The sequence below is a fragment of the Pseudomonas sp. HB05 genome (assembly GCF_016756915.1).
Classification (GTDB): Bacteria; Pseudomonadota; Gammaproteobacteria; order Pseudomonadales; family Pseudomonadaceae; genus Aquipseudomonas; species Aquipseudomonas alvandae.
On record NZ_JAESPG010000010.1, the window covers coordinates 14295 to 26806 of the forward strand.

The following is a 12512-nucleotide window of genomic DNA, read 5'->3' on the forward strand; positions in this document are numbered from 1 at the left end:
AACCTGTGAACTCAATATTCCTGGCACACCGAGTTGCCTGGTTTGAGGGCTGCTTCGCAGCCCAGCGGGGATAAATCCCCTCGCCACAAAACAGGTGCTCGACTCACTGAGAGACGTTGCTGAGCCTATTTTTTGGTCAGGCGAACGTCGCCCCCCGGGTGTTCACGAACAACGAGTACAGCGAGTGGCTGCCGGCCATGAACAGCCGGTTGCCTTCTCGCCCGCCGAAGCAGATGTTCGGGCAGCGTTCCGGCAACGAGATGTGCCCGATAGCCTTGCCCTCGGGGTTGAACACCCGCACGCCGTCGAGTTTTTCCAGGTCGGCCTTGGGATCGCCATTCCCGCCCCAACCGCACCAGAGGTTGCCGCTCTCGTCGCACTTGATCCCATCGATGGCCGCGTAGTCCAGCCCTTCGATGTGCTTGCGCCGCTCCCCCAGGGTGCCGTCATCCTTGACCGTGATCGCCCAGATCAAACGGTTGGGCTTGGCCCGGCCTTCGACTACGTAGAGGGTTTTTTCGTCCGGGGAAAAGCACAGGCCGTTGGGCCCCGCCAAATCGTCGATTACACGGCTGAGCTTGCCGGTCTGGCCGTCGATGCGGTAGACCGCGTGAGGCTGCGCCGGGGTGACTTTGTGCCCTTCATAATTGTTGCCGGTCTGGAACGGTGGATCGGTGAACCAGATCGAGCCGTCCCGCTTGCAGACGATGTCGTTGGGCGAATTCAACGGCTTGCCGTCGAAACTGTCGGCCAGCACGGTGATGGTGCCGTTGGGTTCGGTGCGCGTGATGCGCCGACCTTCGCTCGTCGTGGTCGAACCTTCGCAGACCAGCAACCGCCCCTGGCGATCGCGGCACATGCCGTTGGAGAAGTTCGAGTTCTCGCGGTACACCGACAAGCCACCGGTTACTTCATCCCAACGCACGATGCGGTTGTTGGGAATGTCACTGACCAGCAGGTAGCGACCGTCGCCGATCCATACCGGCCCTTCCGCCCAGCGCAAGCCGCTGGCGAGCTTCTCGACGCTGGCGTTGAAGATGCGCAAGTCCATGAAGCTGGGGTCGAGGATATTGATCAGGGGGTCTGGATAGCGCTGGCTCAGCGGCTCGGCCTGGGCCAGGCCGGACAGGTTTCCAAGTGTCGCGGCGGCGGCCGAGACCACCAGGGATTTCTTCAGGAAGATCCGGCGCCCCTGATCGGCGGTTGCAGGTTGCGAAGCATCCATCGTACGTCTCCGTTAATTATTATTGGACGGGGACGTTTGTTTTACTCTCTGATAGGACATCGTACAAGATCAAAAATACAGTTGTTGCTTGGCAGCGGCCTTCACGGCGTAGAAAAAGCCGAAATCGGCTTGAACGCGGCATATAACCTGACACTGAAACCAAGAAGCGTTTTCCGACAGGCTTGTTAGCGCTCGCCATATACGGTAAAAATTCGACTCAGTTGTACGACAACAAAATCAAAAGCCCGCTAAAGGGCTGACGCTGCTCACTCAAGATCGTCTAACAACCTGTGGCGAGGGAGCTTGCTCCCGCTGGGTCGCGAAGCGGCCCCAAAACTGCTGAATGCGGAGTTTTATATACACCGCATTCGCCGGTTTTACGGCCGCTTCGCAGCCGAGCGGGAGCAAGCTCCCTCGCCACGGGCCCCCCTTTTTCTTAAGTGAGCAGCATTACGCTAATAGGGCTTGTTTCGCGCCCTCCTTTTGAGACGTCCTGCCATGACCCGCTCCATCGCCGCATCCAATGTTCCCATTCCATTCCCCCGCCCCATCGCCGTGCTCATTCTGCTTTGCATGGGCTGCGCCTTCGCTGGCAACCATGTCGCCGCGCGGGCGGCGTTCGATGACGGGGCCGGCGTGTTGCTGGCGATCCTGCTGCGCTCGGGCGGGACGTTGCTGGTATTGGCGGCGATGGTGTTGTGGCAACGCCAGAGCTTGCGCCTGCCGCCCGGCGCCTGGCGCTGGCAGTTGGCGTTGGGCCTGCTGATCGGCGCCCAAAGCCTGTGCCTGTATTCCGCCGTGGCCCGGGTGCCGGTGGCGCTGGCTCTGTTGGTGGGCAACGTCTTCCCGATTCTCCTGGCCCTGTTGACCTGGGCCCTCGGCGGCCCGCGCCCGACTGCCCGTACCGCAACGCTGATGGGCTTGATCCTGGTGGGCCTAGTATTCGTGCTGGAGGTGCCGACGCGGTTGGCGTCCCAGGCGGATGTCGGCCCGCAATGGCTGCTGGGGGTTGGCCTGGCGTTCTGCGCCGCGTGTGTCTTCGCGTGCGCGTTGTGGATCACCGATCACAAGTTGTCCCAGGTGCGCGGCTCAGTACGCAGCCTGCTGACGATTTTCATTGTGTTCAGCAGCGTCAACCTCGCCGGCCTCACCGGGGCCCTGCCCGGCGGCCTTGACTTCCCCGCCAGCAGCACCGGCTGGCTGGCGCTCGCCACCCTGATGGTGCTTTACGGCACCGGCTTCATCGTCTTGTTCATGTGCGTGCCGCGCCTGGACATGCCGCGCAACGCCCCGGTGATGAACATCGAACCACTGGCGACCCTGCTGATCGGCTGGCTGGTACTGGACCAGATGCTCAATCCAGGGCAGATCCTGGGCGGCGCGATCGTGGTGACCGGCATCGTGTTGCTGACGTGGCGCAAGGTCGAGCGGGTCAAGGCGCCGGTGGAAGCTCACAACTGAATGCCTTTGTGGCGAGGGAGCTTGCTCCCGCTCGAGCGCGAAGCGGTCGCAAAAACCGGGGCTGCTGCGCAACCCAGCGGGAGCAAGCTCCCTCGCCACAGAGGGCTGTGTGGGTCCAGGGATTTAAGTGTTTGCCAGCTCTGAAACTAGTTTCAAAAGCCGCAGTCCTACCCCAGCCCTGAACGATGCATCCAGGGCTGACCGGCGCCGTTCTGGCGTCAAGGCAATTCCCTCCCGAGCCGTTCGCCCCATGCGCCATCCTGTTCGCTCTCGCCGTTTCGCTTCGCTGTGCCTCACGATCCTGTCTTCTCTCCTCGCCAGCCCGGCCCATGCCCGGGGCGAAGGGCAACTGGCGAGCGCTATCAACGATTACCGCAGCCAGTCCCAACGGTGTGACTGGCGAAGGTTGCGCGCCGCGCCCCCCTTGGTACTGCGCTCGGACCTGGCGTTGCCGATCGGTTTCCGTGGCGGACTGCGCGACGCACTGAAGGATGTGGGTTATCAAGCCCGCGAGGTGCGCAGCATTCGCCTGACCGACGCACGGGACGCCGACGAAGCGTTGGAAATGCTCGCAGACGAGCATTGCGCGGCGCTGCTGGACAATCGGTACGCCGATATCGGCGTCAATCGGGTCGGTGACGAGTGGCGTGTGGTGTTGGCGCAGCCCATGGGGGGCAGCACGCGAATGAGCGATGCGGGCGCGCCGGACAAGACGCTGCTGGCCCAGGTCAACGCCGCCAGGGCCAAGCCACGGATGTGCGGGCGCCAGCGCTTTGCCGCCGCTCGGCCGTTGAGCTGGAACGCCGCCCTGGGTACCGCTGCCCTCGGGCATAGCCGCGCCATGGCCCGGGGTAATTATTTCGCCCATCGCGACCCGGACGGTCGCTCCACATCCGACCGGGCCAAGGGCGCCGGCTTTCGCGGACATAAGCTGGGCGAAAATATCGCCGCCGGACAACGCTCGCCGAGCCAGGCCATGGGCGACTGGCTCGCCAGCCCCGGGCATTGCGCCAACCTGATGAACCCGATGTTTACCCAGATGGGCGCCGCATCCGCCAGCGATCCGAGCAGTGATGCGGGGGTGTACTGGACGATGGTGCTTGGCGCGCCATAAGCCAATAGGCAGACATCATTGTGGCGAGGGGATTTATCCCCGCTGGGCTGCGGAGCAGCCCCCTGAACCAGTGCTCGGTGTGTCGGGCCGTGAGGGAAGAGGGGCCGCTGCGCGCCCCAGCGGGGATAAATCCCCTCGCCACAAATGCGGTATTTCAGATACTGAACTTGGCCAGCCCTCAAACCGGCCGACGCACCGCCCTCACCTTGCCGCTGCCGCCCCCACCACAAAAGAACCGGTCCGCACCATCGGACTCCAGCCCCGACACGCCGATCCCCGGCGGCATCGTCACGCTTTCCAGCACTTGCGCCGTTTGCGGATCGATACGCCGCAGGTCGCTTTCATCATCTTCCCAGGTGCCATGCCACAGCTCGCCATCGACCCAAGTCACGCCCGTGACGAAGCGATTGGATTCGATCGTGCGCAGAATCCTGCCGTCGGCCGGGTCGATCTGCAGGATCTTGCGCGCCTTGTACTGACCGACCCAAAGTGAACCTTCGGCCCATGCCAGGCCGGAGTCATCACCACTGTTGGGCGCCGGGATCGTCGCCACTACCTGGCCGGTGCGCGGATCGATCTTGCGGATGCTGTCGCCGGCAATCTGGAACAGATGCTGACCGTCGAATGCCGTGCCCGCATTCGCTGGAACATCAAGGGACTGCACGGTCTGGCCACTGGCGGGATCGAGGGCGTGCAGCTTTTCGCCCGAGGCGAACCAGACGCGCTCGCCGTCATGGCTCACGCCGTGCACGCAGTCGACGCCTGGAAACGGGCCGTATTCACGCAGGATTTGTGCCTCTGAACGTTTCATCTCACATCGCCTCATCGGTGGGTGTGATTGCATCCTAGCCATCGAACGGCAGCGCAGTGAGTAACAATACCGTCGCGAATCCGGGCATCGGTGGCGCCGTCCAGCGCCGGGCCCTGGCGCGACCGAACGACTGCGCCTTGCCATTGGCCGCAAGGGTTTCCAAGGCTCGCTGCACACTGCGCTGGCTTGTGCCCAGGGCCAACGCGAGGGCCGAGCTGGACCAGGCTTCTCCATCCGCCAACAGCGCCAGCACCGCCCCGCAGGGTTGCTCGACGACATGCGCCAGTACCTGGATCTCGTCGGCATGGCGTGGCTTCAGGATAAAACCGCGCCGCGTCGCGACAACGTCGGCCACTGGACGCAGCGCCTCGCGCAACCGTCCCATCTCGACCCGCAGCCGGGCGCGGTGGGAGTCGTCCGTCAACTTCAAGCCAAAGGCCTGGGTCATGAGCACTTCCCGCGAGGCGTCGTCGGGCCAGGCTTGAGCCAGTTCGCGGGCCAGGGCAAACAGCACCGGGCGCCGGGCAAGTGAAATCTGGCGGCCTGCGTTGCCGACCGCATATCGGCAGGCATCCACCACCAGCGCCGCGCCGCCCAACAGGGCTTGCACCTCTTCGAGTGGCAACAAGCGCTCTTCGCCTCGGGCCATCAGGCGCGCGGCGGGCATACGCAGCATTTGCCAGGCGCTTTCGATTTCAGCGTTCAACGCGCCAATGCCCGCTTGCCGTGCGGCGTGCCCGGCCCGTTCAAGGGCAGCGCGGGCGGTCTGCGCCTGCAGTCGTCGCATGGCAATGCCGGCGGTCGCCAATTCGCAAGCCGCCCGGGACGCCAAAGGCAGGCCGTCAAGGTCCAGCTCGACGAGTTTGAGCTCGGCCTCGTCGAGCCGGCCCATCAACAACGACCGGCGAATTTCAAGGGTCCGCGCATGGCCCGCGTTCGCTCGATCGCCTTGGGTTTCGAGCACCGACCGAGCGGCGTCGAGGCGCTTCATCGGCCAGGCGAGGTCACGGGAAGCCAGGGCAATTTCAGCCTCGGCGACGACGCACCGCGCCCGCGCCATGGCCTCCCTGGGCCCGAAGGCCAAACCGGCCCGCCGCATCAGGCCCTTGGCTTTTTCCAGCTCTCCCAACTGGGCCATGGCAATGCCACGAAGCGCGAGGGCCGGGGCATCATTGCGCAAGGCGACACGATTGAGCGCGGCCACCGGGTCCCCCGCCGCCAATGCGCGCGCTGCTGTGGTGATCATAAGATCCGTTACCATTCCCGCAGCTCCCTGTGGCGAGGGGATTTATCCCCGTTGGGTCGCGAAGCGGCCCCCTGTATCCCGACTGCTACACCGCAGTGACAGGCACAGCTGGGGCTGCTTTGCAGCCCAACGGGGATAAATCCCCTCGCCACAGAGTTGACCTGAGCGTTCGCTGGTTTTGAATCAAAGGCGGATCTTGGCCGCCGGCATCACATCGATCCGCGACACCGCACTGCTCAACCGCCCCAGTCGATGGTTATGATTGGCGATGATCTGCTCCGCCGTCATGCTGCCGTTGTCCACCGTCGAATGGGCGTCGGCGGCCAGGACCACTTCGTACCCCAGGGCATGGGCCTGGCGCACGGTCGCGTTGATGCAATAGTCGGTTTGCAGCCCGCAGATCACCACGCGATCGATGCTCCGGGCTTGCAACAGCGCCAGCAGGTCGGTCTGGTAGAACGCGTCCGGCGTGGTCTTGCGCACCCGCAAGTCATCAGGTCCGGTGAGCAGGCCGCCGGCCAATTGCCAGGCGGCACTGCCATGTGCCAGCGAACCGTCCAGCTCTTCATGCTGGACCAGGATCACCGGCAGGTCGACAGCCCGCGCCCTGGCGCTGAGGTCGTTGATGGTCTGGACCAGGCGCTGGCTGTCGAAGCATTCCTCCTCGCCAGCACACAACCCCTCCTGGACATCGATAATCAGTAATGCGGTGCTCATGTTTCCCTCTTCGAATGGTCAGTAGCCCAACGACAATCCGGTGTTGCGGCGTGGATCGTTAGCGCCGTAGAAGCGGTTCTTGCCCACCGGCTTGCCGCCCAATGACGGCGCGCCCACCAGGATCGCGGCGATGTGGTTCGGATCCTGTGGCCCGGCAAACTTATGCCCCCAGCTCTCCAGCAGCTTGAGCGTATCGGGGCTGGCGGCGAAGGTTTCCAGGTTGGTTTCCTCCGGCATCCACTGTTGATGGAAGCGCGGCGCATCCACCGCTTCCTGCAGGTTCATGCCGTAGTCGATCACGTTGAGGATGGTCAGCAAGGTTGCCGTGATGATGCGGCTGCCGCCCGGGGTCCCGACGACCATCACGGTCTTGCCGTCCTTGGTGACGATGGTCGGGCTCATGGACGACAGCGGCGCCTTGCCCGGCGCGATGGCGTTGGCTTCGCCCTGCACCAGGCCGTACATGTTGGGCACGCCGACCTTGGCGGTGAAATCATCCATTTCGTCGTTGAGGATCACTCCGGTCTTGCTCGCCATCACGCCAGCGCCGAACCAGTCGTTGAGGGTGTAGGTGACGGAGACGGCGTTGCCCCACTTGTCGACGATCGAATAATGGGTAGTGTTGCTGCCCTCATGGGGGGCCACGCCGGGTTTGATTTGTTTCGAGTCACCGGCTTTCTGCGGCTCGATCGCCGCACGCAGCTTCGCCGCGTAGTTCTTGTCCAGCAGGTGGTCGATGGGGTTCTGCACGAAATCCGGATCGCCCAGGTAGCTGTTGCGATCGACGTAGGCGTGACGCATGGCTTCGATCTGGTAGTGCATGCCCTGTGCCGAGTGGAAACCCAGGTCTTTCATCGGGTAGCCGTCGAGGATGTTCATAATCTGGCACAGCACCACGCCGCCGGAGCTGGGTGGCGGCGCGGAGATGATGTGGTAGCCGCGATAATCGCACTCCACCGGTGCCAGTTCGCGGGTCTTGTACTTGTCCAGGTCAGCCTGGGTGATGATGCCTTTGTTGGCTTGGCTGGACGTGACGATAGCGTCGGCGACCCAACCTTTGTAGAAACCATCGGCGCCCTTGGTGGAGATTTCCCGTAGCGTCTTGGCGAGGTCCTTCTGCACCAGTTTCTGGCCGGCCTGCATCGGCTCGCCGTTGTGCAGGAAGATCGCGCCGGAATCACGCGCATCCTTCTTGAACACATCGGTGGCGGTTTCCAGCAGATCGACATCCCCCTGCTCCAAGACAAAACCGTCCTCGGCGAACTTGATGGCCGGCGCGATCAATTCCGCCCGGGGTTTGCTGCCATATTTCTTCAGCGCCAGTTCCATGCCGGAGACGGTGCCGGGCACGCCTACCGCCAGATGGCCGCGCGTGCTGAGTTCGGGGATGACGTTGCCGTCCTTGTCCAGGTACATGTCCGCCGTGGCGGCCAGGGGCGCTTTTTCACGGAAGTCCAGGAAAGTCTTGCGGCCATCGGCCATCTGCAAGGTCATGAAACCGCCACCACCGAGGTTGCCCGCCGCCGGGTAGACCACCGCCAGGGCATAGCCCACCGCCACTGCCGCATCCACCGCATTGCCACCGCTCTTGAGCACATCGACGCCAACGTGGGTCGCTAGGTGCTGGGCGGTCACCACCATGCCGTTCTCCGCGGCAACCGGGGCTTGGGACGCAGCGTGGGCAGTCAGACAGCAGAGGGAGAGCGAGGTGGCGATGAGGGTCCGGGCCAGGGATTCGAACTTCATGAGTCGGTCTCTTCTTGTTTTAAGGGTCGGGATCGCTTCAAAAGCACAGACGAGTATGGCTCGGTTTGCGCAATGTGCCCGTTTCCCGTCGAGCGACTTACGTCATCGTCGTCCTTGGGATAGGCTCACTGCGCTTGATCATCCCAATGCACAAGGACATCACTGATGACGCTGCGAATCGAACGCACGGACGCTCCAACCGATGAACAACGCCAGGCCATCCTCGCGCCACTGCGGGCCTATAACATCGCCCAGACAGGCGGAAGCGCGCCAGAACCGGTCGCCTGGCTGGTGCGCGACGAGCACGACGAAATCGTCGGCGGACTATACGGCCGAGTATTTTTTCGTTGGCTCTATATCGAGTTGCTGGTCTTGCCTGAACAGGCCCGGGGTCAGGGCACAGGCTCGGAATTGATGCAGATGGCCGAACAGCTGGCCAGGGAAAAGGATTGCGTGGGCATCTGGCTCGACACCTTCGACTTCCAGGCCCCGGACTTCTACCGCAGGCATGGTTTCACCGAGTGCGGCAAGATCGAGGACTATCCACCGGGGCATCAGCGTTTCTTCTTCCAGAAGCGCCTGGATTCCGAAAATTGAAACTCCCCCCTGTGGGAGCGAGCTTGCTCGCGATAGCGGTGGATCAGTCAACTGCCACGCAAGAAGATAAAACCCATCGCGAGCAAGCTCGCTCCCACAGTGGTTTGGGTGCCTAGAGACACGTCGCCAACGCCGCCAACCGGCGCTTGGCGACAAAATCGTCATGCTTGGCGTAGTAACTCAACGCCGTACCCGTGGCACTGGCTTGCAGATCGACAAACGATTCGGCCGAGCGGGTGTACACCGTCGAGCCGCCATTCTTGCCCGGTTGCAAGTAGGCGCCGGCATCGACACCAAACACCGCTTCATCTTCCCAGGCAAACTTCACGCACTCGGCGACATTCTGCTGCGGCTTGTCGGAGGCCAGGGTCTTGTAGGGGGCTTGGGTCCGGGCTTGTTCCATCGCCGAACCCGCGCAGCCGGCCAGCAGGGTCGCGGCCACGGCCACCATCAGCATTCGCATCGCATTCACTCATCGAGAAAAAAAACGGACTGTAGCATTGCGCCCCCTGTTGCCGTGCGGCTTTACCGAAATTTGCACGCGACAACGGCTATCGATTCGCGCAACCTGTTGGCTTATCGACCAAGGAGCGACCATGGCGACAACCGAACAGCAACACGAACGAGCCCTGCAGATCTTCCTCGACGAACGCCCCGAGCTGCGCGACGAACTGGACAACCTCAACCCGCTGCTGGCCCAGGCCAAGGGCGAAACCGCCGCGCAATACCGCGCCGAGCGGTTGCATGAAGCATTCGAAGCCGAGGCCGAAAGCGTCGGGTTGTTCGCCTGGGAACTGACGCTGTTGCTAACGACCGACTCAGCCGAGGACTACCAGGCCCAACGCATGGAAGTGCACAAGGAAGTGGCGGAAATGGCGGGGATGGAATGGGCAGAGTATTGCGAGCTGTATGGCCTCGAAAGCCAAAGCTGAACAACCCGCTGTGGCGAGGGGATTTATCCCCGCTGGGCTGCGAAGCAGCCCCCGGATGTGCCAACGCGGTGTATCAGGCAAACCACAGCGACCTAAAGAGGGGCCGCTGCGCGCCCCAGCGGGGATAAATCCCCTCGCCACAATGAGTACATCTGGGTTCTGTTTTGGAAGACCTGTAATCGCCCCCTCGCCCATAAAGCATTATCATGGCCGCAGTTTTGCTGATCGGGTCCGTCATGAAGTTCGCCATCGCGCTGTTTTCCGCCGCTCACGCGCCCTCCTCGCGCCGCGCCTTGCTGTTTGCCCAGGCAGCGCTGGCCGCAGGGCATGAAATCGTGCGGCTGTTTTTCTATCAGGACGGCGTCTACAACGCCGCCAACAGCGTCGTCACGCCTCAGGACGAACAAGACCTGCCCCAGCAATGGCGCGCCTTCGTCAGCGAGCATCAGCTCGACGGCGTGGTGTGCATCGCGGCGGCGTTGCGCCGTGGCGTCTTGAACGCGGAAGAAGCCCAGCGCTACCAGCGTTCGGCGGCCAGTGTCGAAGCGCCCTGGGCGTTGTCCGGGCTGGGCCAGTTGCACGATGCGATCCAGGACGCCGACCGCTTGATCTGTTTTGGAGGCGCGTGATGGCCAAGTCCTTGTTGCTCATCAGCCGCCAAGCACCTTGGTCCGGCCCCGGCGCCCGGGAAGCGCTGGACATCGTCTTGGCCGGCGGCGCGTTCGACCTGCCCATCGGCCTGTTGTTTCTCGATGACGGCGTGTTCCAGCTCGCCGCCGGACAGCACGCCAAGGTTGTCCAGCAAAAGGACCTGAGCGCCAACTTGCAGGCATTGCCGATGTTTGGCGTCGACGACCTGTTTGTCTGCGCCGACAGCGCCGCCGAACGCGGTCTCGCTGTCGATGCCCTGGCGCTGGACGACCTGAACGTATTGGGCGCAGCGGACATCGCCGCGCTCATTGACCGCTATGACCAGGTGATCACCCTCTGATGTCGACCTTGCATGTGTTGTCTCATTCCCCCTTCGGCGACAGCCGTCTCGCCAGTTGCCTGCGGATCCTGGGCACTCACGACGCGCTGCTGCTGTGCGGCGACGCGGCCTACGCGCTGCAACCCGGTACCGCGCCGTTCTCCACGCTGCACGCCAGCGGCTGCAAAGTGTTCGTCCTGACCGAAGACGCACAGGCCCGCGCCTTGCCTGTTCCGGACTGGGCCGAGGCCATCGATTATCCAGGCTTCGTCGAACTGTCGATCCAGCATGACAAGGTCAACACCTGGCTATGAAGACCCTGACCGTAGGCGAGCGCGGCATTGCGCTGGACAAAGATGGCTATTTGACCGATCTCAATGACTGGTCCGCCGACGTCGCCACCGCCTTGGCCACTGCCGAAGACATCGAGCTGAGCCCCGAACATTGGGAAATCCTCGAACTGCTGCGGGCCTTCTACGATGAATTCCAGCTGTCCCCCGCTACCCGGCCGCTGATCAAGTACACCGCGCTGAAACTGGGGCCGGACAAAGGCAACAGCCTGCACCTGAACCGATTGTTCAAAGGCACTCCCGCCAAACTCGCCGCCAAGCTGGCGGGCCTGCCCAAACCGACGAATTGCCTATGACCGACTTCCCAGCACTGACCCTTGAAACCCCCGCCGAGCACCCGTTCGCCCAGTTCGTGCGCATTCTTGGCAAAGGCAAGCGTGGCGCCCGCAACCTGACCCGTGAAGAAGCGCGGGAAGCCATGGGCATGGTGCTCGACGAGCAGGTTGAAGAAACCCAGCTGGGTGCGTTCCTGATGCTGTTGCGGCACAAGGAAGAAAGCGCCGAGGAAATGGCCGGCTTCACCGACGCCCTGCGTCAGCGCCTGGAGGTGCCGACATTGGCGGTGGACCTCGACTGGCCAACCTACGCCGGCAAGAAGCGTCATCTGCCCTGGTATCTGCTGGCCGCGAAATGCCTCGGACAAAACGGCGTGCGCATCTTCATGCACGGCGGCGGGGCCCACACGGCGGGCCGGCTCTACACCGAGCAACTGCTGGGCTTCTTGAGCATCCCCTTGTGCCGCGACTGGCAGCAGGTCGGCACCGCACTGGACCACGGCGGCCTGGCCTTCATGCCGCTGGTGGACTGGGCACCGCAGATGCAGCGCATGATTGACCTGCGCAACACCCTGGGCCTGCGCTCGCCGATCCATTCCCTGGCGCGGATCCTCAACCCGTTGGCCGCACGCTGCGGGCTGCAAAGCATCTTTCATCCGGGCTACCAGGCCGTGCACCGCGGGGCCAGCGGCTTGCTGGGCGACACCGCCATCGTGATCAAGGGCGACGGCGGCGAGATCGAGATCAATCCGGACGCCGACAGCCATTTGTACGGCACCACTGGCGGCAGCAGTTGGGATGAGGAATGGCCGCGCCTGTCCGAGCAACGCCACGTCAAACCGGAGAGTCTTGATCCCGAGCATTTGAAAGCGATCTGGCGTGGCGACATCGAAGACAGTTACCCGCAACTGGCGCTGATCGCTACCATGGCCCTGGCCTTGCGCGGCCTGGGCGATACTCGCGACGAAGCGTTCGACAAGGCACGCCAGTACTGGCATGCCCGAGACAGATCGATTTAATCGATCATCAGCGCCCAACCTTTGCGCTATTAGTTCGAACCTATCGGAA

Annotated in this window: 15 protein-coding genes; 9 read left to right on the forward strand and 6 right to left on the reverse strand. The window is 63.2% G+C overall.

Annotation, left to right across the window (positions count from 1 at the left end; all coding sequences use genetic code 11):
• Positions 1–136: 136 nt before the first annotated feature.
• Positions 137–1225: an SMP-30/gluconolactonase/LRE family protein gene (locus tag JMN22_RS11535; RefSeq protein WP_198796063.1), complete on the reverse strand. Its 1089-nt coding sequence runs from the start codon at positions 1223–1225 to the stop codon at positions 137–139.
• Between the two features lie 498 nt (positions 1226–1723).
• On the opposite strand from JMN22_RS11535, the gene JMN22_RS11540 reads away from it, so the two are divergent.
• Positions 1724–2686 (forward strand): EamA family transporter, encoded by a 963-nt coding sequence (locus JMN22_RS11540; protein ID WP_198796062.1) that lies wholly within the window; start codon positions 1724–1726, stop codon positions 2684–2686.
• Positions 2687–2936: 250 nt separating this feature from the next.
• A complete protein-coding gene (locus tag JMN22_RS11545; protein ID WP_198796061.1) occupies positions 2937–3800 on the forward strand; it encodes a CAP domain-containing protein in 864 nt (287 codons plus the stop codon).
• Between the two features lie 178 nt (positions 3801–3978).
• Here the strand turns inward: JMN22_RS11545 and JMN22_RS11550 are convergent, their stop codons facing one another.
• From JMN22_RS11550 to ggt, 4 genes are all read right to left on the reverse strand, one after another.
• Positions 3979–4611, reverse strand: a complete 633-nt coding sequence (locus JMN22_RS11550; RefSeq protein WP_198796060.1) for a Vgb family protein — start codon at positions 4609–4611, stop codon at positions 3979–3981.
• Positions 4612–4645: 34 nt separating this feature from the next.
• Positions 4646–5872, reverse strand: coding sequence for a helix-turn-helix domain-containing protein (locus JMN22_RS11555; RefSeq protein ID WP_198796059.1), 1227 nt, complete (start codon positions 5870–5872; stop codon positions 4646–4648).
• A gap of 168 nt (positions 5873–6040) precedes the next feature.
• Complete coding sequence (locus tag JMN22_RS11560; RefSeq protein ID WP_030141357.1) at positions 6041–6574, reverse strand: cysteine hydrolase family protein; 534 nt, start codon at positions 6572–6574, stop codon at positions 6041–6043.
• 18 nt (positions 6575–6592) lie between these two features.
• Positions 6593–8320 (reverse strand): gamma-glutamyltransferase, encoded by a 1728-nt coding sequence (gene ggt / locus JMN22_RS11565; RefSeq protein ID WP_030141356.1) that lies wholly within the window; start codon positions 8318–8320, stop codon positions 6593–6595.
• Between the two features lie 165 nt (positions 8321–8485).
• Here ggt and JMN22_RS11570 point away from each other — a divergent pair, with 165 nt between their 5' ends.
• Positions 8486–8917 carry a GNAT family N-acetyltransferase gene (locus JMN22_RS11570; protein ID WP_198796058.1) on the forward strand — a complete coding sequence of 144 codons (432 nt, stop codon included), beginning with the start codon at positions 8486–8488 and terminating at the stop codon, positions 8915–8917.
• A gap of 112 nt (positions 8918–9029) precedes the next feature.
• On the opposite strand, the gene JMN22_RS11575 is transcribed toward JMN22_RS11570, so the two are convergent.
• Complete coding sequence (locus tag JMN22_RS11575; protein ID WP_030141354.1) at positions 9030–9380, reverse strand: hypothetical protein; 351 nt, start codon at positions 9378–9380, stop codon at positions 9030–9032.
• A gap of 133 nt (positions 9381–9513) precedes the next feature.
• Between JMN22_RS11575 and JMN22_RS11580 the strand changes: the two genes are divergently transcribed.
• The 6 genes from JMN22_RS11580 (at position 9514) to JMN22_RS11605 (ending at position 12463) form a co-directional block, all read left to right on the forward strand.
• Entirely contained in the window at positions 9514–9849 is a 336-nt protein-coding gene (locus tag JMN22_RS11580) for a DUF6388 family protein (protein WP_030141353.1), read from the forward strand.
• A 236-nt stretch (positions 9850–10085) separates the two neighbouring features.
• A complete protein-coding gene (tusD, locus tag JMN22_RS11585; protein WP_181287846.1) occupies positions 10086–10478 on the forward strand; it encodes a sulfurtransferase complex subunit TusD in 393 nt (130 codons plus the stop codon).
• On the forward strand, positions 10478–10840 hold the full coding sequence (gene tusC / locus JMN22_RS11590; RefSeq protein ID WP_198796057.1) for a sulfurtransferase complex subunit TusC: 363 nt from the start codon (positions 10478–10480) through the stop codon (positions 10838–10840). Before tusD ends, tusC begins: the two co-directional genes overlap by 1 nt.
• Positions 10840–11133, forward strand: a complete 294-nt coding sequence (tusB, locus tag JMN22_RS11595) for a sulfurtransferase complex subunit TusB (protein WP_030141350.1) — start codon at positions 10840–10842, stop codon at positions 11131–11133. The genes tusC and tusB overlap by 1 nt, the downstream gene beginning before the upstream one ends.
• Positions 11130–11465, forward strand: a complete 336-nt coding sequence (locus JMN22_RS11600; protein ID WP_030141349.1) for a TusE/DsrC/DsvC family sulfur relay protein — start codon at positions 11130–11132, stop codon at positions 11463–11465. Before tusB ends, JMN22_RS11600 begins: the two co-directional genes overlap by 4 nt.
• Entirely contained in the window at positions 11462–12463 is a 1002-nt protein-coding gene (locus tag JMN22_RS11605) for a glycosyl transferase family protein (RefSeq protein ID WP_198796056.1), read from the forward strand. The genes JMN22_RS11600 and JMN22_RS11605 overlap by 4 nt, the downstream gene beginning before the upstream one ends.
• Positions 12464–12512: the final 49 nt, after the last annotated feature.